This is a genomic window from Luminiphilus sp. nBUS_16, assembly GCF_051201645.1.
In the GTDB taxonomy this organism is placed as follows: domain Bacteria; phylum Pseudomonadota; class Gammaproteobacteria; order Pseudomonadales; family Halieaceae; genus Luminiphilus.
In genome coordinates this window covers 869,870-891,253 of sequence record NZ_CP179205.1, presented here as the reverse complement: position 1 = coordinate 891,253, position 21,384 = coordinate 869,870, and the positions used below count along the sequence as shown (strand labels likewise).

Annotated in this window: 20 protein-coding genes; 3 read left to right on the top strand and 17 right to left on the bottom strand. The window is 52.6% G+C overall.

Annotated features, from left to right (window positions below; translation table 11 throughout):
- Position 1: 1 nt before the first annotated feature.
- From ACMAY6_RS04025 to rluD, 13 genes are all read right to left on the bottom strand, one after another.
- A complete protein-coding gene (locus tag ACMAY6_RS04025; protein WP_435214653.1) occupies positions 2–3,571 on the bottom strand; it encodes a pilus assembly protein in 3,570 nt (1,189 codons plus the stop codon).
- A 31-nt stretch (positions 3,572–3,602) separates the two neighbouring features.
- Positions 3,603–4,124, bottom strand: coding sequence for a hypothetical protein (locus ACMAY6_RS04020; RefSeq protein ID WP_435214651.1), 522 nt, complete (start codon positions 4,122–4,124; stop codon positions 3,603–3,605).
- Positions 4,125–4,132: 8 nt separating this feature from the next.
- Complete coding sequence (locus tag ACMAY6_RS04015) at positions 4,133–5,254, bottom strand: PilW family protein (RefSeq protein WP_435214649.1); 1,122 nt, start codon at positions 5,252–5,254, stop codon at positions 4,133–4,135.
- 2 nt (positions 5,255–5,256) lie between these two features.
- The gene (pilV, locus tag ACMAY6_RS04010; RefSeq protein ID WP_435214647.1) at positions 5,257–5,811 is read right to left on the bottom strand and encodes a type IV pilus modification protein PilV; all 555 of its coding nucleotides are present in this window, start codon (positions 5,809–5,811) and stop codon (positions 5,257–5,259) included.
- Positions 5,808–6,335, bottom strand: a complete 528-nt coding sequence (locus ACMAY6_RS04005) for a GspH/FimT family pseudopilin (RefSeq protein WP_435214645.1) — start codon at positions 6,333–6,335, stop codon at positions 5,808–5,810. Before ACMAY6_RS04005 ends, pilV begins: the two co-directional genes overlap by 4 nt.
- The gene (locus ACMAY6_RS04000) at positions 6,335–6,787 is read right to left on the bottom strand and encodes a type IV pilin protein (protein ID WP_435214644.1); all 453 of its coding nucleotides are present in this window, start codon (positions 6,785–6,787) and stop codon (positions 6,335–6,337) included. The genes ACMAY6_RS04005 and ACMAY6_RS04000 overlap by 1 nt, the downstream gene beginning before the upstream one ends.
- 163 nt (positions 6,788–6,950) lie before the next feature.
- Entirely contained in the window at positions 6,951–7,160 is a 210-nt protein-coding gene (locus tag ACMAY6_RS03995) for a hypothetical protein (protein WP_435214642.1), read from the bottom strand.
- Positions 7,157–8,047, bottom strand: a complete 891-nt coding sequence (locus ACMAY6_RS03990) for a hypothetical protein (RefSeq protein WP_435214641.1) — start codon at positions 8,045–8,047, stop codon at positions 7,157–7,159. The genes ACMAY6_RS03995 and ACMAY6_RS03990 overlap by 4 nt, the downstream gene beginning before the upstream one ends.
- A gap of 71 nt (positions 8,048–8,118) precedes the next feature.
- Positions 8,119–8,508: a hypothetical protein gene (locus ACMAY6_RS03985; RefSeq protein ID WP_435214640.1), complete on the bottom strand. Its 390-nt coding sequence runs from the start codon at positions 8,506–8,508 to the stop codon at positions 8,119–8,121.
- A gap of 21 nt (positions 8,509–8,529) precedes the next feature.
- Positions 8,530–9,003, bottom strand: coding sequence for a type IV pilin protein (locus ACMAY6_RS03980; protein ID WP_435214638.1), 474 nt, complete (start codon positions 9,001–9,003; stop codon positions 8,530–8,532).
- A 125-nt stretch (positions 9,004–9,128) separates the two neighbouring features.
- On the bottom strand, positions 9,129–11,708 hold the full coding sequence (gene clpB / locus ACMAY6_RS03975; protein WP_435214636.1) for an ATP-dependent chaperone ClpB: 2,580 nt from the start codon (positions 11,706–11,708) through the stop codon (positions 9,129–9,131).
- Positions 11,709–11,794: 86 nt separating this feature from the next.
- Positions 11,795–12,538 carry a peptidoglycan editing factor PgeF gene (gene pgeF, locus ACMAY6_RS03970; RefSeq protein WP_435214634.1) on the bottom strand — a complete coding sequence of 248 codons (744 nt, stop codon included), beginning with the start codon at positions 12,536–12,538 and terminating at the stop codon, positions 11,795–11,797.
- Between the two features lie 11 nt (positions 12,539–12,549).
- Positions 12,550–13,524 (bottom strand): 23S rRNA pseudouridine(1911/1915/1917) synthase RluD, encoded by a 975-nt coding sequence (gene rluD, locus ACMAY6_RS03965; RefSeq protein WP_435214632.1) that lies wholly within the window; start codon positions 13,522–13,524, stop codon positions 12,550–12,552.
- A 146-nt stretch (positions 13,525–13,670) separates the two neighbouring features.
- On the opposite strand from rluD, the gene ACMAY6_RS03960 reads away from it, so the two are divergent.
- A complete protein-coding gene (locus ACMAY6_RS03960) occupies positions 13,671–14,552 on the top strand; it encodes an outer membrane protein assembly factor BamD (protein WP_435215944.1) in 882 nt (293 codons plus the stop codon).
- 26 nt (positions 14,553–14,578) lie between these two features.
- Here the strand turns inward: ACMAY6_RS03960 and ACMAY6_RS03955 are convergent, their stop codons facing one another.
- Positions 14,579–16,201 carry an NAD+ synthase gene (locus tag ACMAY6_RS03955; RefSeq protein ID WP_435214630.1) on the bottom strand — a complete coding sequence of 541 codons (1,623 nt, stop codon included), beginning with the start codon at positions 16,199–16,201 and terminating at the stop codon, positions 14,579–14,581.
- A gap of 112 nt (positions 16,202–16,313) precedes the next feature.
- Here ACMAY6_RS03955 and ACMAY6_RS03950 point away from each other — a divergent pair, with 112 nt between their 5' ends.
- Positions 16,314–17,975, top strand: a complete 1,662-nt coding sequence (locus tag ACMAY6_RS03950; protein ID WP_435214628.1) for a sensor histidine kinase — start codon at positions 16,314–16,316, stop codon at positions 17,973–17,975.
- Entirely contained in the window at positions 17,972–19,366 is a 1,395-nt protein-coding gene (locus ACMAY6_RS03945; RefSeq protein ID WP_435214626.1) for a sigma-54-dependent transcriptional regulator, read from the top strand. Before ACMAY6_RS03950 ends, ACMAY6_RS03945 begins: the two co-directional genes overlap by 4 nt.
- Here the strand turns inward: ACMAY6_RS03945 and ACMAY6_RS03940 are convergent.
- From ACMAY6_RS03940 to ACMAY6_RS03930, 3 genes are read right to left on the bottom strand one after another with little or no spacing between them, the layout of a single operon-like run.
- Entirely contained in the window at positions 19,363–19,923 is a 561-nt protein-coding gene (locus ACMAY6_RS03940) for a GspH/FimT family pseudopilin (protein ID WP_435214624.1), read from the bottom strand. The genes ACMAY6_RS03945 and ACMAY6_RS03940 overlap by 4 nt on opposite strands.
- A gap of 20 nt (positions 19,924–19,943) precedes the next feature.
- Entirely contained in the window at positions 19,944–20,897 is a 954-nt protein-coding gene (ispH, locus tag ACMAY6_RS03935) for a 4-hydroxy-3-methylbut-2-enyl diphosphate reductase (protein ID WP_435214623.1), read from the bottom strand.
- Between the two features lie 32 nt (positions 20,898–20,929).
- Positions 20,930–21,379 (bottom strand): FKBP-type peptidyl-prolyl cis-trans isomerase, encoded by a 450-nt coding sequence (locus tag ACMAY6_RS03930; protein ID WP_435214621.1) that lies wholly within the window; start codon positions 21,377–21,379, stop codon positions 20,930–20,932.
- Positions 21,380–21,384 lie beyond the last annotated feature (5 nt).

Below are 21,384 nucleotides of genomic sequence, written 5' to 3'. Positions count from 1 at the left end.
CTTACAACCGATCAATGTTTTCCACCCGGAAAGCCTCGTTGAGAACTTCGGCACCCAAGGGTTCAATCTTGACCGGATCAAAGCCTTTGCATCCAATGCAAACAGTGACCACATCATCTGTCAGCTCGCCAGCTCCACATCCAGTACCCTGACAACTACTGCCATTAGAATCTAGCCTCACCGTTACTATGATTGGCGGAATGGGTATCCCTTCACCAAACTCCTCACCGACATCATTTTTCGGCGTGAACAAGGGAATACGGTAGGCTTTTGACACCCCTAAATTGCTGCACATCCCACTATTTCCACCATTGGGCTGAAACGTGTTAAAAAATACTTGCCCGCCACCGATCGCCGACTGATTCACAACTTGCTCGCCACGATCCAACAGGTCGATATACCAACCGTCGTAATCGGTGATCGCGGCTCCCGGGGCCAACCCCAGCGCGGCGTTCAACAAGGAACCGCCATCCAAGTTTATGGTTGGGCGTGCCGCCAATTCAGTTTCGTCGCCTCCAACAGTGGGACGATCAATAAAGACATAAAAACGATTAGCGACCTGTTGCTTGTAGGGGTAGTTTTGTTTGAGGGGACGCTCACGATCGCCACTGCCCAAAGTGACAAAAACGTCAGCCCCCAAAGCACCCACAACCGGTCGGCTCATGAATCGCCGGCTGGAGCTAGCGACGCTTGCGATTTTTTTTATGAACCAAGCGGACTGGCCCATAGGCACCGTTGATGTCGCTTGAGCACCGGGAAGTTGACTCAGAGAAATCCGATACAAACCTCCAGCCGCATCGGCAGCGTAAACAAAATCGATGTAACCATCGAAATCAATATCCAGTAACTCTAGCTCGGCCACCACAGGGGCATCAGTCGCCAATTCTGCCAACAGCTCACCGCTGCGGGCATCGACAAAAAAGACACTGTCCCCTTTGACCGTGCCCGAACACGCGTAGGCAGCGCTGTCTACATCCAGACAGCTGTCCCATCCCCCACCCATCATCAACACTGGGCGAGCCCCCTCTTGATAGCCCTCGATGTAACCCACAACTGGGGTCGACCAAGTCAGTCCAACGTTAGAAAATCCCGGGGTGCAACCTGTATCCTGTGCTGAGCTGGGGCATCCCAACTTCCAAAGCAAGCTCGGGCTGTCCGGCGGGGTGCCCGCCTGCCCCCCAGCAGGACTGATATCAAAGCCGTAGAGCATACGGCCACCGCGGCGCATTGTCGGGAAAATGAAGCCCGTCGTGAGCTGACCAGAAGTGTTGTATTTTGTGTAGACACCCGTAGAGCCATCGAAGAAATAATCTTTGTTTTCGGCGTCAATATCGGTGGTCAGTGCAGCATCTAATCCGAAGTAACTTATCGAAGGCGTATTCCGATATTGCCGCTCAATGCCCTGATAGTGCTCTGGCGCAATAAAAGCCCAATCCTCAGACCCTGAATCTGGGTCAAGGCTTCTGTAAACACCGTCATTGCTCCCATAAAAAACACGAAACAAAGTCCCGCCATCTGACTTTGATCCGTAACTGACCGTCAATGGCCGCGAATGCACAATATCGCCATGAATGGTTGCCCGTAATCCCGAAGCAGGCATACGTTCGGTTGAATTCAAATTAGGGTTGGTGCCATACAAACCGTTACCAACGGGAATCTTCGCGTCACCTCCTCGTAAACCCGGGTTTTCCCCGACCACATAACGGTAGTACGCAGCATCACTAAGATCATTGACGCTAAGCGCGCGTAGCGCCTGCCCCGACTCAGTCAAAACAACCCTGGCGCTAGCTCCTGACGATGTAATTTGATTTCGGATTTGCTGTGCAGCACCTCCTTTTTCAACAAATGGGCCGTCGGGAGAGTCAGACAAAACACTGCGACCCGCAAGCACAGTGGGCGAACACGTGCTAACCGGATTTGGATCAAGGGCTAATCCATCAAAATACGGCTGAAGACCACTCATCGAGGCATCGACATCGCTCGTATCAGAGGTCCAAAAACTGGTTGCACAAGACTGAGAAAAACCCGTTTGAGGGTTGATCGCGCGCTCAAGATTTACATCGGCTAATTCAATCTGGCCGTTGAAAAAGGCAAGCTGATACTGCTTAAGATTCCCCAACCACCGTGGCTCACGATCAGCACCAGGCCTGAACATACCGACAAATACGCGATTGTCGGCCTGCGCTCGATTGGCCGAGGACAGCGGTAGAGTTACCGCGGAGAAAGACGTATTAATGTCGATAATATCGCCAAATACGCGATTCAGTGCCGCCTCAAGCTCCGCGGCGTTGGTTGCTGATTGTCTGTAACCACCCCCCTGCTCTGCGGCACTATCAAGCAGTGCGGAGTGGAGTGCATTGGGCTTGGCGTTATAAACATCAACCGTATAAGTGGTGACCTGAGCTCGATAAATCTCGGTGCTACCGTCATCGCCGGTGACCGTCACCGGGACGCCAAATTCTTTGAGAAATTTAGTCCAATCATCAAAGTTGTAATCAACACCGTCGATGAGAAGATCCGTCGCCGAGTGCCCGCCATCTTCTGTCACTCCGGGGTTTTGAAAAACTCGGTACTTGTACTGCTGGCTGTTGCCCTGACCAGGGCAGCCGCTTTTACTGCGGTTGGTCTTAGCGTTACTGGCACTGCAAAAACATCCAGCAGCAGCATCAACGCATGCTGCCGTTATCGAAGCAGCCTCAGATGGCGCCCCAAAAATACCACCAGAGCACGCTGAAGGCCCCGCGTAGCACTGCGCCGAAAAACCCAAATCTATCTGGTTAGTGCTCCCCTGGGATACCGAACGCGTTTGGTATTTAGGCATGCTCAAGCCACCCGAGGGCGCTCCAGCTAATGCCGCTGGGGGCGTCATATTGAAATCGGCGTAAAGCTCAGCTAACGCCGTTGAATTGCTTTGATCATCAGATTCGGGACCGTTGGAATCAGGATTACCAATAAAAATCATGTAGGTCTTTGTGCAGAGCATGGCCGAAGTTAAAGGCGAAGCGAAACGGCTCCAAGGCACTGCGTAGCCGCCCGCGTCTGCAAGAGCAGACGGGGTTCCTGCGCCACTAAAAAGAGAGGCATCCCCTGCCAGATAGTGATAGAAATCTGCCACCAAGTTCCCCAGAGAACTGTTGGAATTACGCTTCTCATTTGGATCGTTAATACCCTCATAGATCTCATCGAGCGTTGTGTTAAAAGCGGCTTTGGCCCCCTGATACGGTTGCAGGTCGAACCGAACATACCCACCATCCTGATTAGCGTTACCCTGAGTTGTAAATTCGAAAATACCAACGTTTACGTCAACGTTGTCAGGCAGGGCCGCCATCGTATTGCGTATTGCCAGCACCTCGGACTGCCCCTGCTTTAAACCCCCGGGCCACTTCTGACTCTGCCGAGACCAATTAGACGTGTTATCCAGTACAAAAATCACATTGGGTAAAGTATCGCTAACCCCTTCAGTCGTGAGGCCACTGGCAAACAGGTCAATATCTTCAGCTAAAGCAAAGCAGGGAGCCATAATAAGCGCGACGATATACCCTAAGAAAAATCGATCTGATGGCCTGCTCATACACCGACTCCCGTACTTTGAGTTATCGCTATCAGCTACACGCTGACGCCAATAAGTTTAGGGTGGTGCGTGTTTGCAACCCCTGCCGCACCTCCACTTTGGCACCAGTGGTTGCATCACTCGCCACAGCCGTGACCTCCCATAGCGCCTCTGCGCAGAGAGAATAGAGGCCTGGGGTAAAGCAACTCGCATCTTTAGGATCACTGAGCGCATTGAGCTGAGAGTTGCGAAGTGGATATGCAGAAATACAACGTGGCCGGGACATTTCGACCACAATATCGTCTTCAACGCCATCGCCAGTGAGGTCGAGACAGCGGGCATAACTACTGCCGTTACATCCCGAGGTAAAAGCCTGCTCCCCTTGGAGAAACCCCGGTGTTGCTATCGCCTCTTGAATTGCTGTCAGTGCTGCATTTCTTGCAGCGCTTCGAGCCTCGACGTTATAAACCACCCTCAAGTTATTTTGAACTTGACTAGCAGCCGCCACCCCCATGATGGTAACTAATAGCAGCATGATCAACGCGACCAGCAACACCAATCCTCGCTCTTTCATAGGTGACATCACCGCCTGCGACCACCAATGTTGACGATATCCACGGTTTTACTGTGCACCACCCTGCGGAAGTTTTTATTTGCAGAGGGCACTGACCAAGACTCTCCGGCGATCGTATAAGTTGCCGCGTCGGAGTACCCCGGCTCCCGTTCGGTTGATCGGACAACAGTCCAAATTTTCACACCAATTACGTTAGGCCATTCAACGGCGTCAGGAGTTTGCGTGACCCGGTCGTACTCACCATCTCCATTCGTATCGATAAACCATTCGAAGCGAAGCAATTCGACGCCCTCAACAAGCACCTCTGCCTTGAACCCCAGAGCACCACCCACGCCATCTAAGTACAAGCGGGTGAAAGTGCCATTTTGATCAACAAAATAAATCCGCGACACAAATCTATAAATTGGCGCTGGAGACTCACAGTCGAAGCTGGTGTAGGGCAGAAGCCCTTCCACATTGGCATCGTTAACTTTTTCAAGCTTTATCTCGCCACCAGACAGTCCTAGGTTTTCGGAATAGCAACCATTGGTCTGGAGGTGAAAATAATCCCCCAAGGGCCGGCATTGATTGAGTACCGGCTTTGGCGGTGCTCCGGTCGCACAGCTGCCGGCACGCCGAATCACAAAATAGTTCGAACTCTCATTTGCCTGCGCCGTCACACCACCACATTTACCCGCATTTATTTCTCGATTCAGCGAAGCTCCCGGCGCCGAGAACAGCGGATATTCCATAGCAAAAGCGAGCTCGGCTTTAGCGTTGTTACTCGTGTTAGTAATGATCCCACCAACACCAAGACAGGTTGGAGGCGACTCGCTAGCAACATTCCAACTCAGTTCTGAGGGAACTGAGTCAGGCACTTCCCCTAAGACGAAAATTTGTGTCTCTGCATCGACGGGGTAATTTGCACCACCCCAATAACCGCCCAAAGAAAGCTCGGCAGCTAAAACCTCCAGCGTAAATAGCGCATTTTCTATTTGACGACCCGATCGATCGACACTCGCCAGACTTCTACTCGTATCGGCGAATAGTGTTGTGATACCCAAGACAACAACGATACCTAGAGCCATTGCGATCATGATCTCGATTAAACCCACGCCGTGCTGCTTGCGAGCGCTAGTTGGCGGGCCCATGTTCATCTCACGGCAACATCACGGTAAACAGCACGACGTAGATTTTCGCTTCCGTACTGACCACTACCGCAGGAGGCTGACGGTGCAACCGAGTTCATCATGCCCTGCCAGGCAATGCTCACTCGGATAATCGTTTCACCACTCCCACTTGCAGCAGCTGACTCAATACAACCACGCGCCCCTAACGGCGATGCAAGATTTTGCCCCTCAGACACTCGGGCCGCACCGGCAATCGTGCGATTCCAATCACAAAGATCGCGAAGCACTGCTGTTGGGGAGGAGCACGCTGGCTGCACGTCCAGCGACCCATAGTAGCCAGCACCCCCCTCAATCAGATCCTGTGTGTAAGTCCCCGCTTCCGCCGCTTTGGGGTTCATGCGGATCCTCGCGGCCATGTCGTCAACCATTGCTGTTATTTGAGCCCGCTGTATTGCCTCAAACTGGTCATTCATAACGTTGACCTGCAACGCCGCCAACCCCAAGAGCCCAACGGAAGTAATCAAAAAAGTGACCAGCACTTCGATCAGAGTAAATCCGCTGTCGCTTTTTACAGTCATGAGCTGCACGCTCCGGACCACGAATAGTCGGAGCTCACACCGGGACATTGATTGGCACAAACTCCGGGCGCTGCGATAGCGCGACCGTCAGTTTCGACGTAAAGACAGACGCTGCACGTGCGGTCAGCTACAGATGTCTCAATTTCAAATCGGGGACAATTACCCGACCTCCCCCAACTATTAAACGCGACTTTAGTCACCTCAGAATGGCCATTCACCCTGATACTTTGCGGAACCACATAAGCTCCTAGTGGCGTCTGAGTGCAGCCAGCAGCCGCATCAATCTCCACGCACCAGCCATCACTCCAATTCGTTGCTGTGGGCAGCACATTGACTGACTCATTACGCTTTATTGCCTCCGATCTGGCCAGTGCCAAAGACAACCGAAGTTCATTACTGACTTGCCTGAGACGCTGCTCCGCAAGTAACTGAGAAAAAGAGGGGACCACAGTCGTGGTCACGATGGACAAAATAGCGAGCCCCATCAGCAACTCAACCAACGTAAATCCGTCCGACCTTTTCATTACCACGCCTCCGTGGCACCGCCGGTTTGGCAGTTCCGGGTTCGAGCCCCCGCATTGGTCATGCAGAGAGTCCCATCACCCAGCTGCACACTTTCTACAACAGGTTGTAGACGAAGCAGAAAGGACGGTGGTGGACCATTAGAAGCACCTAGATCAGTGCTTCCTATGGTGTAAAAGGGCGCTACGTCGTTCGCTATAGAGGTACTCCCGGGGAAGGCCGAAAGCACGTCCGCCGGAAAGCCCAAGGCCGTGAGTGTTGTCGCATAAGCTCGACTGTTTATGAAATGCTGCTGCTGACGCTGTGCTATTTCCAAAATAAAAGCCTGAGCTGCCGCCCGATTCCCCTTTCGAATGTGCTCTCGATAGGAGGGATAAGCCGTTGCTGCCAGAACTCCCACAATAGCGATGGCGATGAGAAGTTCTATCAGCGTAAATCCTGACCTTTTATTCATTGAGCTCGGCATAGCATCACCTAAAACTGACAATTAACTGCCAATACCCCAACATTAATCGCCTGCTGTTGTGTTTTGCATTGCAAGACGCGTCTTGAAATGCGTTTCGTAAGTTATAATACGAGAGCCGATGAATGTGAATCAGGTCTACCTAGGAAAAATTCTAGAGTTTTGAGCTCGTAGGACGGCGCACAAGGCCATCAACAACAGGTTTTTGGGCGCCATGTCTCAGCAGACCAACCACAGATCCCTCGTAAGCGGCCAGCAGGATTAATGTGGTGACAAGGCAGATCACCACAACAATGGCGATATATATCGCTCCAGACTGATGCTTACCAGCGCCCAGAGACTCCCCTTTTACTCGTTCGATCACGGGATTCGCTCATAAAATGCGGGGGCGCGCAGATTCCGACTAAGCACCAAGGCTGCCACTGTCATCCTTTGACTCGAGCCCTCAGATAACGCTGGATACGCTAATTGTGGTGCGGTAAGGCCATTGAAACCTGAGCGCACACTCCGCAAGGTCAGGCTGAGGTTGACACCAACCACCAGTTGCCGGTTTTCCCCGCTCGAGGTCCCTACTGAAAATCTCACGGGTTCGACAATCCAATTAACCACTCCAGGCACCAGCATTTCTGCGCGACCAAAGTCTCGGTGTTCCGGCCTCCAGGTCTTCATCATGAGCGCGCCAAAACCATCACCCTCATCCCATGCAAAATCTCTCAGGTAATAAAGGCGTCTTAACCCAGAATATTTCGCAGAGATAACGGTCGAGCAATCCTCAGTAACGATCTTAATGCGAGACGGAGTACCAGCGGCCTCGCCAGACGCTAATGCAAAATCACGGGCAGAACCTTCGAGCCAACCCAAAGACGGTGCACTCTCCTCACACCTCGTCTCGAGACCTAATCGCGCCTGCTCTACAATAAGAAAAGGCAAATTTTCCAGAATATTTTTGGAAGGCAAGCACGGAAACTGCCCTCGCCTGACCACCCGAATTCCCACGCCTGTTTTTGCGCTATCCGCGCTATCGCGCCCTGACTGAAATACACCACAGGGCGACAAATCAACGCCTGCGTTAGTGATCGGCGAGGCACTCAGTAAAGCCTGAGACAAATGCCACAACGCAAAATCACCGCGCTCGGCCAATTCGACCTCATCACTCGATAAGCGTGCCATAAGCCACAACCGCTGTGCCGTTAAGCCAACCGATGACACCAACCAAGTACCGAGTGCTAACGCAATTAATACCTCGACCAAAGAAAAACCTGTCGCTGTGCACTGATTGTTTGCTGATGTTGAACCAGCAGTTCGACAGAACCGACTCCACATTAAAATGCGGGCCACCGGTATTGCAGCACGGGTCCATCGCCAATCGGGCAACGGTGGCTACGCATTCGTATTGTTGCAAAGATCTCATCTTGACCCCTTGCAATACACAACACGGCATCGATATGCCATTCAGCCTTAATCTGCATCCAATCATCACACCAACCTTGCACCCATTGCGGGTAAAGCCGGCAGAGCCTGTCGCCCACTTGAATCTCCTGACCCAAGAATTTCGCGCGCCGCCAATATCCCTCAACGCTGCGCAGGTGAGTGTGAGAGACCGTCAACTTTAAGTTTTCGGCATCGGTTAGGAGAATGTTCTCGGTCAAAATAAACAAGCTCAGTAAAATGATCGTACCGAGAACGCTTGCGATCAGAGCATCTAGCAACATGGGAAGCTAATCAGAAAAAATTCAGGGCCAATGTTGAGCTGGTTCACGCCGCCCCCGGCTATCTAGCGTCAGAGAGGGATAGCCTCCCGCTGTTACTGTTGGATTCAGCGAGAGCACAAACTCAGACGGGCGCTTTGACACCGCTGCAGCCAACCGATAATGACGGCGCAGCCGGTCCGAGAGAGGCTGATAAGTTAATAACACCGACACTGGCTGATACTCGCCGCGGGTAATGCGCAGACGTTCTTGCAACAGGGCTAAAGCCAACAAGCTCATAGCCCCCTCTCTCACCGTCGCTGTTCTCAAATAATTTTGATAGCTGGGCAGGGCAAGCGTCGCTAGGACGCCTACAAGGCCCAACACAATGACGAGCTCTAGAAGGGAAAACCCAGCGTGGAAATCCGCTGCTTTCCCGCAATTATGGACACCTCTGCCGCCGCGCCCAAAGGGCCTGCGTAAGACCAAGCTAGCTGTTAAGGCAACACAGCGACTCACCCCAGCCACCCCTTTAGACCTGAATCCATCAAGTTGCTCCCCGTAAAACAATTAGGGAGCCTGCACCAAAGTGAGCCTTAAAAGAGCGTCAGTAATCGCTTTGCGATTACAACTGCTGAGTTTGCTTACTGTTGTCGACTTAAGATGATTTTCTGGCCCTCTAATAGCGCCTCTATTGTGTCCCCGGGGGCATAATCGCCCTGCAGAATTTGCTGGGCCAAGGGGTTTTCCAGCAGCTGCTGAATAGCCCTCTTCAGGGGTCGGGCTCCAAAAATGGGATCAAACCCTGCCTCAGCCAGGTGGTCCAGCACATCATCCGATAACCGCAATGCCAGATCACGTTCAGCCAGCCGCTCCCTCAGGTTTTCAATCTGAATACTTGCAATACCTCGAATTTGTGCCTGCGCAAGGGGATGAAATACCACAGTCTCATCAACGCGATTAATAAACTCAGGACGAAAATGACTCCCCACAACCCCCATGACCGCCGCTTTCATAGCGTCGTATTGCTCACTCCCGGCCATCTCTTGAATAAGATCAGAGCCCAGGTTAGACGTCATGACTATGACTGTATTTTTGAAGTCTACGGTGCGGCCCTGACCGTCGGTCAGGCGACCGTCCTCCAATACCTGAAGCAATATGTTGAATACATCAGGATGGGCCTTTTCGATCTCATCAAGGAGCAAGAGGGAGTAAGGACGGCGCCGAACGGCTTCGGTGAGATAACCGCCCTCCTCATAGCCCACGTAACCGGGGGGTGCCCCGATGAGTCGGGCAACAGAATGCTTCTCCATGAACTCCGACATGTCGAGTCGCACCATGGCCTGGTCACTGTCGAAAACAAAACCCGCTAAAGCTTTACAGAGCTCGGTTTTACCGACTCCCGTGGGCCCAAGAAACAAAAAAGAACCATTGGGTCGGTTGGGGTCACTCAGCCCTGCTCGAGACCGTCGCACAGCATTGGCAACAGCAATGACAGCCTCATCCTGGCCCACCACGCGTTCATGGAGCACTGACTCCATGCGCAGCAATTTCTCGCGATCACCCTCGAGCATTTTCGATATAGGAATTCCCGTCCACCGGGAAACGACCTCAGCAACCTCCTCTTCGGTCACTCGATTCCGTAGCAGCTGCGTGGGCCCTTGCTCCACCTGCTCCGCAATACCCAACTGCTTGTTAAGCTCAGGCAACTCCCCGTATTGAATCTCTGACATTCGCGTCAAGTCACCCGCTCGCTGGGCCATCTCCAAATCTAATTTGGCTTGCTCTATAGCGGCTTTGATCTTTGCAGCACCCTGAACAGCAGCCTTCTCGGCGGTCAAGATCTCATCAAGATCAGACAGCTCTTGATCGAGCTCAGCAATTTGCTCTTCGAGCAAAGCCACTTGCTTTTGTGCCGCTTCGGTTTGATCTTTGTTAACGGCCTCACGCTCGATTTTCAGTTGTATCAGTCGCCGCTCTAATCGATCCATACTCTCTGGCTTTGAGTCAATCTCCATGCGAATACGGCTCGCAGCCTCGTCAATCAGATCAATCGCTTTATCGGGTAACTGGCGATCAGTAATGTAACGTTGACTGAGTTTCGCGGCGGCGATAATGGCACTATCAGTAACGGCAACACCGTGATGCACCTCATATCGCTCTTTGAGTCCGCGAAGAATAGCAATCGTATCCTCCTCTGAAGGCTCATCTACGAGCACTTTTTGAAAACGTCGCTCCAGCGCGGCATCCTTCTCTACAAACTGACGATATTCATTGAGAGTTGTCGCACCTACACAGTGCAGTTCGCCTCTCGCCAATGCGGGCTTGAGCATGTTGCCCGCATCCATAGAGCCCTCAGATTTTCCAGCCCCCACCATCGTGTGTAGCTCATCAACGAATAAAATAATTCGTCCCTCTTCTTTGGAAAGCTCATTGAGAACCGCTTTTAAGCGCTCCTCGAAGTCGCCGCGAAATTTCGCCCCCGCCAGCAAAGCACCGAGATCCAATGAAAGAATACGCTTATTTTTTAGCCCCTCAGGCACTTCACCGTTAATAACGCGCTGAGCTAAGCCCTCAATAATTGCCGTCTTGCCGACACCGGGCTCACCAATGAGCACAGGATTATTTTTAGTCCTGCGCTGCAGCACCTGAATAGTCCGTCGTATTTCGTCATCTCTACCAATAACGGGATCTAGCTTACCGATCTCGGCGAGCTCGGTGAGGTCTATCGTGTACTTCTCAAGGGCCTGTCTAGAGGCCTCGGCCTCCGCCGAATTCACGCCCTCACCACCTCTCACCTCTTCAACGGCCTGCTCCAGAGAGGCGCGGCTCGCACCTGACTTCGCTATCAGCTTCGCCACTGGGGAGCTGTCATCAGCCAGCGCCAACAAAACAAGTTCAGAGGATAAATAGCTATCGTTGCGCTTCTGGGCCAATTTATCAGCCCGATTCAGCAAACGACTGGAATCTTGAGATAAGTGCACATCGCCCGATCCCCCACTCACCGTTGGCAACTGGGACAAGGCAGCGCTTACGGCCTCCGTGAGTTGAGCTCCGTTAGCACCCGCCTTCTGCAGCAGAGGGCTCGCGGACCCCCCAGATTGATCAAGCAGTGCCTTGAGAATGTGTATCGGCTCAATAAACTGCTGATCGCGGCCCACAGCCAGCGATTGCGCGTCTGCCAGTACGTTTTGTAGCGGATTGGTTAGCTTATCCATACGCATGTGACTATCCCCTCACCATGTTCTTTGGGCCTCATGCCCTGAACTATTAAATGGCGCCTTGAAGCTCTAATTTCAAGTGGGGAATGTTATTTGGGCAGTATCATCGCCACAGTGGCCATGCGCCCGGTCGTACCGTCTCGGCGATGGGAGAAAAAACGGTCTGACTCACAAACCGTGCAGTGTCCAGAATCTGAAACTGCTGCAATACCCAATGCTCGTAATCGGCAGGCGGCCAAACCCGCCAAATCTGCGAGATATTTATCAGGATTTTTGGTCGACTTGAAACTCGCTGCAGCCACCACCCCAAAGCGTTTTAAGAAGATTTGACGGACCTCTGAACCAACCTCGAAACAGCAGGCGCCTATAGCGGGCCCAAACCATGCGCGAGTTTCTGTAGGATTTCCCGGCACCGCCTCGAACGCAGCCTCAACAATACCCGCCGCCAGCCCTCGCCACCCCGCATGGACGACAGCCACCCAATCACCACGAACTCCAGCCAAAACGATAGGCAAACAATCGGCTGTCATCACCGCCAGTGCCAAACCCGGTTGATCGGTCCACACGGCATCTGCAACAGGCACTTCGCCTTCAGAAATTGCATGGGCGGCGGCCACATCAGTTCCGTGAACTTGTCGCAGCCAACGGGTTGCAGCCTGACCTGGCAAGGCGCGCCGCAAAGCCTCTCTGTTTGAGGTCACAGCTAGCGGGTCGTCACCAACATGATCGCCGAAATTCAGGCTATTAAACGGTGCATCACTGGACCCTTGTGAGCGAAGCGTGGTGAACGCATGAATACACGATATACCCACATCTGCCGAAAGAACATCCATCAAAACAGGCGTCACAGCAGCTGATTAGCGTCGTGAGTACGGAGCACGTCTAACAGCCCCACAAGGTCATCGGGTAGCGGTGTTTCAAACTGACAGCGCTCCCCTGTCGCTGGGTGATCGAAGGCCAAGGTCTGCGCGTGCAACGCCTGCCTGGAAAAAGTGCGAAGCATTGTTTGCAGCTCGGTGCTGGCACCCGCTGGGGGCCTAGGACGACCACCGTACACAGGGTCACCAATAAGTGGGTTATTCCTAGAGGCAAGGTGCACTCTTATCTGGTGGGTTCTTCCCGTCTCCAAACTGACCGATAGCGCAGTATGATGGCCGAATCGCTCGGCGATCCGATAATGGGTTACCGAAGGTTTTCCGCCTTCGGTAACCGCCATACGCGTTCGCACCGAGGGATGCCGTCCAATTGGCGCATCGACCGAGCCTCCACCAGAAAGCGCACCGCGACAGACCGCGGCATAAATACGCTTAACTGAGCGCGCTGCAAGCTGCTTTACCAGTGACTGATGCGCCAAGTACGAGCGAGCAACAAACATAATGCCCGTTGTGTCCTTATCCAATCGGTGCACGATACCGCCACGGGGCAACTGCTCCAGCTCAGGGGCATACCCAATTAAGGAGTTAACCAAGGTACCGTCGGCATGGCCCGCTGCGGGATGCACGACGACTCCCGTTGGCTTATTGACAACGAGCAGATGCTCGTCCTCATAAACAATATCGAGGGGGCGTGAGTCACCTGACCAGCTCACAGCGGGCTCCACCGCCGCCGCCAGCAGGACATGCTGCCCCTGAGCCACTTTATCTTTGGCTCGTACAGCCTTGCCATCAAGGGTGAGGGTTCCAGCCCCGATATAAGATTGCAGGCGGGATCTGGAGAATTCGGGAAATAAAATGGCCGCAGCCTGATCAAAACGGCTGCCATGGAGCTCACGCGAGATGGTCGCCTCACCGTCGATGCTGTCGGACTTATCGTGACTCACAGAAACCTCATGCCTAATCAATCTTGGCGTATACTTCGGGCCGCGCCATTTGTTTGGCGGCGAGAGCCCTGTTGGCGTTACAATGGGGAATGAGAACGCTTTGCCTAGAGGATTACAAGCTTTTGTACTCGGACCTATTACAGCCCATGCGCCTTGCCGCCAAATGGATCGCATTTATCGCCCTGGCCGTCTCGATCAGCGCGTGCTCGTGGTTTGGTAAAGACGATATAGAGATAGCCGACAACGGGGAGCAACAAATCTACCTCGAGGCCCAGCGATCGTTGGACAGCGGTAACTTCAATACGGCCATCAGAACACTTCAATTACTCGAGAGTCGCTACCCTTTCGGCCGTTACGCAGAACAGGCGCAGCTAGAGTTGGTCTACGCACATTACGGCGCCTATGAATTCGAAGCGGCCATCGAAGCTGCCGACAGATTTATTCGGCTGCACCCACAGCACCCAAATGTCGACTACGCGTATTATATGAAAGGCCTCTCTGCCTTTGATATGGAGGGCGGCTTCCTCGCATCCTTTGTACCCACCGACGACACGAAACGGGATGTCTCTCACATCAAAGAGGCTTTCGCAGAGTTTGCTCAGCTGCTTGCGCGCTTTCCTGACAGTGCCTACGCCCCCGATGCTCGAGCGCGTATGGTGCACATGCGCAACATGTTGGCCCGGCATGAAGTTCACGTAGCCAATTACTATTTTCGGCGAGGTGCTTATATGGCAGCACTGAATCGCGGCCGATACGTTGTCGAGCACATGCAGCAGACGCCCTCCGTCGCGGACGGCCTTGCCATCATGGCTCAGGCGTACATTCTTCTAGATTTCACCGATCTCGCTAAAGATTCAATTGCGGTGCTTAATGAGAATTTCCCCGACCACCCCAGTCTCGATAGTAACGGTGAATTCGTTAGCGAATATGACTTGAATGGTCTGCACCGCTCCTGGATCAATCAAATTTCCTTGGGACTTTTCGACCCACCCGAACCGCCGCAATTTGACTACCGGCCAAAAAGCTAGGCGGGCCATAAACAAAAGCTGAAGCTTTAACGCCCGCGCCAAGCCCAGGTAATCGGATAGCGACGGTCTCGTCCAAAACCTCGTTGTGTAATACGAACACCGACAGGTGCTTGTCGGCGCTTGTACTCATTGAGGTCAACAAGTCGCACGACCCGTCGCACATCGCTATCAGCAAACCCCAGGGCAACAATCTCTTGCGCGCTCATATCCTGCTCGACATAGTGCTCAATGATGGCATCAAGCACCTCGTAAGGCGGCAGGCTATCTTCATCTTTTTGATCCGGGGCCAATTCGGCGGATGGTGGCCGGGTAATGACCCGCTCAGGAATACAGGGGGTCAGGCTATTTCTATAGCGTGCCAACGCATAAACCAGCATTTTGGGACAATCTTTAAGCGCATCGAATCCCCCCGCCATGTCCCCGTAAAGCGTGGAGTAACCCACAGCGAGCTCACTCTTATTACCGGTCGTCAGTACCAAAAGGTTTTTCTTATTTGAAATCGACATCAATAAGACCCCTCGGCACCGAGCCTGTAAGTTCTCTTCGGTAATATTGGCCGCTAGGCCCTGAAACTCCCCTGCAAGAGCACCCGTGAAGGACTCGTAAAGGGGCTCAATCGATATGGAGCGATAGGCGACACTCATTGCAGCCGCTTGCGCTTCGGCATCCTCAATCGATATTGATGCCGTATAGCGAAAAGGCATCATCACAGCGTTCACACGCTCAGCACCCAACGCATCGACCGCCACGGCCAAAGTCACTGCAGAGTCAATGCCTCCGGAGAGACCCAAAACCACCCCTGGGAAACCATTCTTGTTCACGTAATCACGGACACCAAGCACCAATGCCTGCCATACCGCGGCCACATCATCCCGAGCTTGAGCTCGAGCACCGTCACGAATGGTCGGCTTATCGGAATCTTCGTTGTGAACTTCGAGCCAACACAGCGCCTCCTCAAAGTCGACAGCAGACACCGCCACGGTACCGTCCCGATTAACAGCAAAAGAGCCGCCATCGAAAACCAGCTCATCCTGACCTCCTACCTGATTGACATAAACCACAGGGAGATCGTTTGCCCGCGCCCGCTCGGACACCATAGCTTGCCGCTCTTGAGGTTTGCCTCGATGGAAGGGCGATGCGTTTAAGTTAATCAGCAGCTGTGCCCCCGCTGCCCGTGCACCGGCGATCGGATCAGGCTCCCAAATATCCTCGCATATTGTGATGCCCACCTTGACACCCTCAATATCGACCACAGTGGCCCCAGAGCCAGCCTGAAAGTAGCGCTTTTCATCGAAAACCTGATAATTGGGCAACGACTGTTTGTCGTACTCAGCCACTATTTCACCGCCATGAATAACCCCCGCACTGTTGTAGAGGCCATCGCTTCTCTGCCGGGGGTATCCCACAACAACCCACAAAGTTGGCGGTAACTCCGCACATAGCTGCGCAAGGACGGCATCAGCATCCTGTTGGAGGCTAGGACGCAACAATAAGTCTTCGGGCGGGTAACCTGTCAACGTCAGTTCAGGAAACACCACAACAGCCTCAGGGGATGTTGCGTACGCGCTTTTGCAGGCAGCGATAACTCGTTCACAGTTACCCTGCCAATCGCCCACAAAAGTATTGATCTGACCCATACACAGGTTCATCTGGACACTCCGGCCTAACGGTTGCGGAAGGCAGTTTAGCGCTCCTCACTGCGGCTGCAACCTATTATGATTTGAGTACAGCCCTTTTGAGCTCGACTGCTATAGTAATCCCATGAATAGTAAATTACCGATTCAGGAATTCATCCAAATCGACACGGCCAAAAAGGCTGACAACCGCACTCAGGATGGCCTGACGCATCTGGCAATGCGGCGCCTTTTCGTCATTTATAACGCCTGCCGAACGCTGTTAGCTATTGCACTTTTGTCACTGCTGATCATCGCCGACGGCTCTGAATTGGTTTCTCAACTCGATCAAGACATGTTTATTGCAGGAACGACTCTTTTACTCGTGTCAGCCCTGCTATTAGTGGGGCCTCTTGGGCGTGTTGTCTCTGGGTCTCAGACCCATATTTTTGGCCTTCTTCTTTTTGATATTACTGTTATTGCCATAGTTGTTGGCGCAGCAGGAGGCATTCTCAGCGGTTTGTCTGTGCTTTATTTGATCACTGTTTTCGCTGCCGCCGCCATCATAAGAGAGCGCATTCTGGCTACCGTAATCGCCGCAATCGCAGTGCTCGCTGTACTCATGGACACCGCTTGGATGGTAAGCCGAAGTGAGGCCACACTGAACATGCTTCTCTCTGCTGGCCTGCTAGGCAGCCTGTTATTTGCTTTATCGTTATTGGTCCAAGTTATGACCTCACGACTGGCACAGGCGGAGGCTGACGCCCTTGAGGCAAAAGCAAAGGTAGAGGCCCTACAACGACTTAACGAACAAATTATTGTCCACATGGAAACTGGCATCCTGCTTGCCGATAACACAGGCACAGCCCTTTGTATCAACGAAGCCGCCGAAACATTACTGGGTTTGAGCGCGGGAGAACGGGTCCATTTGTTGAGTATCAGTCCTGACTTGGCCAATCAGTATCAGGAATGGTGCGAGACAAACACCGACCTCCCAGAGCCTTTTCGAATTGCGGAGGACGGTCCCACCATGGTGGCGTCATTTGTCGCGCTCAGTGAGAATGTCGCTAACAGCAGCCTCATATTTATTGAGGATTACACACCCGTCACCCAATTTGCACAGTCTTTGAAGCTCAATTCCTTAAGTAAATTGACCGCCAGTATTGCTCACGAGATACGTAATCCATTGGGGGCCATCAGTCATGCTGCGCAGCTACTCACCGAGAGCAGCACCGTTGATGCCGCTGATGGCATTCTGTGCGACATATTGGTGAGTAATAGCCGTCGGGTGAGCGATATCATTGATAGCGTTTCCGAGGTCTCTAGACGTCAGGCACCCAAGCCCACCGACATTCTATTAAACCGCTGGCTGCATACTTACGTGGAAGAATATCGCTCATTGCAGCAACAACGCTGTGACGTTGTTATTTCTGACTTTGAGGTGACTCCCATTACCATTTCAATGGATTCAGAACACCTGAAGCGGGTACTCTCCAACTTGTTAGATAACGCATTGAGACACTCCTTGGAAGAAGGTGACAGCTCTCGTATTAGACTTGACACAATCGTAGATAAGCAGGGCCATCTGGTACATCTGGACGTTGTAGACTTTGGGTTGGGCGTCGCCGAGTATAATCTGCCCCGCTTGTTTGAACCGTTTTTTACTACGTCAAAACACGGTAGCGGCTTGGGCTTATACCTATGCAAAGAACTCTGTGAGATCAATAGCGCAAGACTAACCTACCGACGCACAGCGGCTGGTGAGAGCGCATTCCGAATTACCTTCGATCGAGTGTCATCTGTGTCATGAAAAATCCAACTGTACTGGTCGTCGACGATGAACCCGATATTTTGCAGCTACTTGAGATAACTCTGAGCCGCATGCAACTGACCACTCTCAAAGCGTCATCACTGGCAGAAGCCAAAGCCTCATTAAAAAATCAGACGCCCGATCTATGTTTGACAGACATGAAGTTGCCAGATGGCAATGGTTTGACGCTCATCGAGCATATGCAAAACCATTTTCCAGACGTTCCTGTCGCAATGATCACGGCACACGGCAGTGTTGAAAGCGCGATTGAAGCACTCAAGCTCGGTGCCTTCGATTTCGTCACAAAACCTTTGGCCCTAGAGAAGCTTCGCGAGCTCGTAGCTCATGCGCTGAAAACTGCTCAGTCATCCGCCGACGTGTCAGAGGACATCTTGGTGGGAACCACAAAGGTAATGGAAAAACTTCGAGTGCAAATCCGGAAAGTGGCTCGATCCCAAGCACCGGTTCACATTCATGGTGAGTCCGGCACTGGAAAAGAGGTTGTAGCACGCTTAATCCACCAAACGGGGCCCCGGCATGATCAGCCCTTTATCGCCGTAAACTGTGGTGCCATTCCACCTGATCTGGTCGAAAGCGAGCTCTTTGGCCATAAAAAAGGAGCCTTTACTGGTGCAACTGCCGATAAGTCAGGGCTGTTTTTAGCCGCAAACGGTGGCACCTTACTCCTTGATGAAATCGCCGATTTGCCCCTGCCAATGCAAGTCAAACTTCTGCGAGTCATTCAGGAAAAATCCGTGCGACCGGTTGGCAGTGAAACGGAGATCCCTATTGATGTTCGTCTACTCAGTGCCACACACAAAACCCTTGCTCAAGAGGTGCAAGAGCGCCAATTCCGTGATGATCTCTACTACCGGATCAATGTCATTGGGCTTCAAGTACCTTCGCTTAGAGAGCGCCTAGATGATATTCCGGTGCTGTCTGCACATATTCTCAAAAAAATTGCTGAGGATCAGGGGATTCCACCCAGAGGCCTCACCGACTCTGCGCTAGCCCATCTAATGAGTCATGCGTTCCCAGGAAATATTCGCGAACTCGAAAATGTTCTTGCCCGTGCCAGTGCCCTCACTGAAAACAGTGACATCGATATTGAGGACTTAATACAGCAGGAAGATTTCAGCGCGGTACAACATGTTATCCAGAAAGAAGGTACAGATTTCAGCAATGCCGAGAGTGGCAGCGCCAAAGCACCTGCGACATTACTGGAAGAGGTTAATGGCGATCTGGAGACTTACTTGGCGGGTCAAGAGCGACAAATTCTCACTGAAGCATTGACAGCCCATCGCTGGAATCGAACGTCAGCCGCCCGCTCTTTGGGGATCAGTTTTCGCAGCCTTCGCTATCGGCTCAAGAAACTAGGGCTGGAAGATTAAGATGGACAAGTCCCCCAGTCGCGGCGCAAGTGAGGCCTCCCCACGCGATTGAGTACTACCGCCCAGTTGACTTTGGCATTTTCAGTGCAAAACAAAAACGTCAGGTTGCGACTACCAAGCCCTTCAGGGTTCCACGTCAAAATACGAAATTCTGCCTGTGTGCCACGACGGTTGGTAATTGATACCCCAGGTCGCGACTGGTATTGACGAATTAACACCCCCTCCTCGGTAACGACACCAAAGCGCTCCTGATACAGCCCCTCACAATTTTTTTCTTGTAACGGACACAGCATCGTTGTCCTACCGGTTCGCACGGCTGTACCTCTGGCCAACCAGATGGCCGATACCATTTGAGCCGCCTCAGAATGAAGTCGCCATGAGAGCAGTGGCTCACGGAAGGACGGCGTTACAAGGGTAGCGACCGTCCCTAGCATTGCGAGAACCACCATAAACTCAACCAGCGAGAAAGCCCCAAGCCACTTTGGTGATAAAGACGAGATAAGCATGGGAAAACAATAGTTAGGAAAACGGCCAAGCGCCAGATCAGCTGCCGCCATAACTGGTATTTGAACGTCGCCTATTCCAGGTTTTTCGCAGGAATGCGCAAGGCTTTTGGTAAAGAAAAGGTAATGTTTTCAGGTCGACCGCTCAAATTTTCAACGCTGACCACACCCTCCATCTTTAGCCTATCTATGACTGCCGCTACCAGCACCTCGGGGGCAGAGGCGCCGGCTGTGACGCCCACATCAACCACACCCTCAAGCCACTCGGCATTGATTTGCTCAGCGTTGTCGATCAAATGGGCTGTAGCACCACAGCGCTCTGCGAGCTCTCGCAAACGGTTCGAGTTTGAGCTGTTAGTGGAGCCCACAACCAAAACCAGCTCGACCCTCTCAGCAAGGGATTTCACTGCATCTTGACGGTTCTGGGTGGCGTAACAGATGTCATCCTTACGCGGCCCTTGAATCGCAGGAAACTTTGCACGCAGCGCATCGATGACGCGAGCGGTATCGTCTACAGACAATGTCGTCTGTGTGACATAGGCCAGATTGTTCGGGTCTTTAACCTCCAGGTGCTCGACCTGCCCCTCGTCTTCAATCAAATACATCTGACCACCTGCAGTGGCATCGTACTGTCCCATTGTGCCTTCGACCTCCGGGTGCCCAGCATGACCGATAAGAACACACTCTCGGCCTTGATCGCTAAAAGCTGCTACTTCTACATGGACTTTCGTGACCAGAGGGCAGGTCGCATCAAACACTCTCAACCCGCGTTGACGCGCCCCTTCCTGCACGGCCTTCGAGACGCCATGGGCGCTGAATATTACAATGGCATCGTCTGGAATTTCATCGAGCTCCTCGACAAAAATAGCGCCACGATCGCGGAGATCGTCGACAACGAAACGGTTATGAACTACCTCATGACGCACATAAATAGGGCTGCCAAAAACCTCAAGTGCACGGTTAACAATATCGATCGCGCGATCGACTCCTGCACAGAAACCACGGGGGTTAGCCAGCAACACGTCCATATTTAAAGCCTCCTCACCTACACCAGAACGCTCTAATGGAGCTCTGCTACCTCGACGTTATGGATGGCCACTCGGAAGGACAAAGTACGTCCTGCCAGTGGGTGATTAAAATCAACCGTCACTTCATCAGCGTCGAAAGCCTTCACCACTCCGGGCAATTCACCTCCAGCTGCGTCGGCAAAGGAAAAAACCATGCCCTCCTCGAGCTCCGAGTCGACGTCAAATTGATCTCGTTTGATTGTTTGGAGGTTATTGTCATTAGGCTGCCCAAAACCCTCTTCAGGAAGGATCTCAAGTGTTGCCTTGTCTCCTGATTTGAGCCCAAAAAGTGCCCGCTCAAAACCGGGTAACAAGGAGCCATCTCCCACCGAAAAAGACGCCGGTTCTTTCTCGAAATTGGAGTCGACCTCTGACCCGTCGTCGAGCACTAAGGCGAAGTTCAGGGTGACGCGCGTACCCTCGCTAATCATCAAATCATCCATCTGCC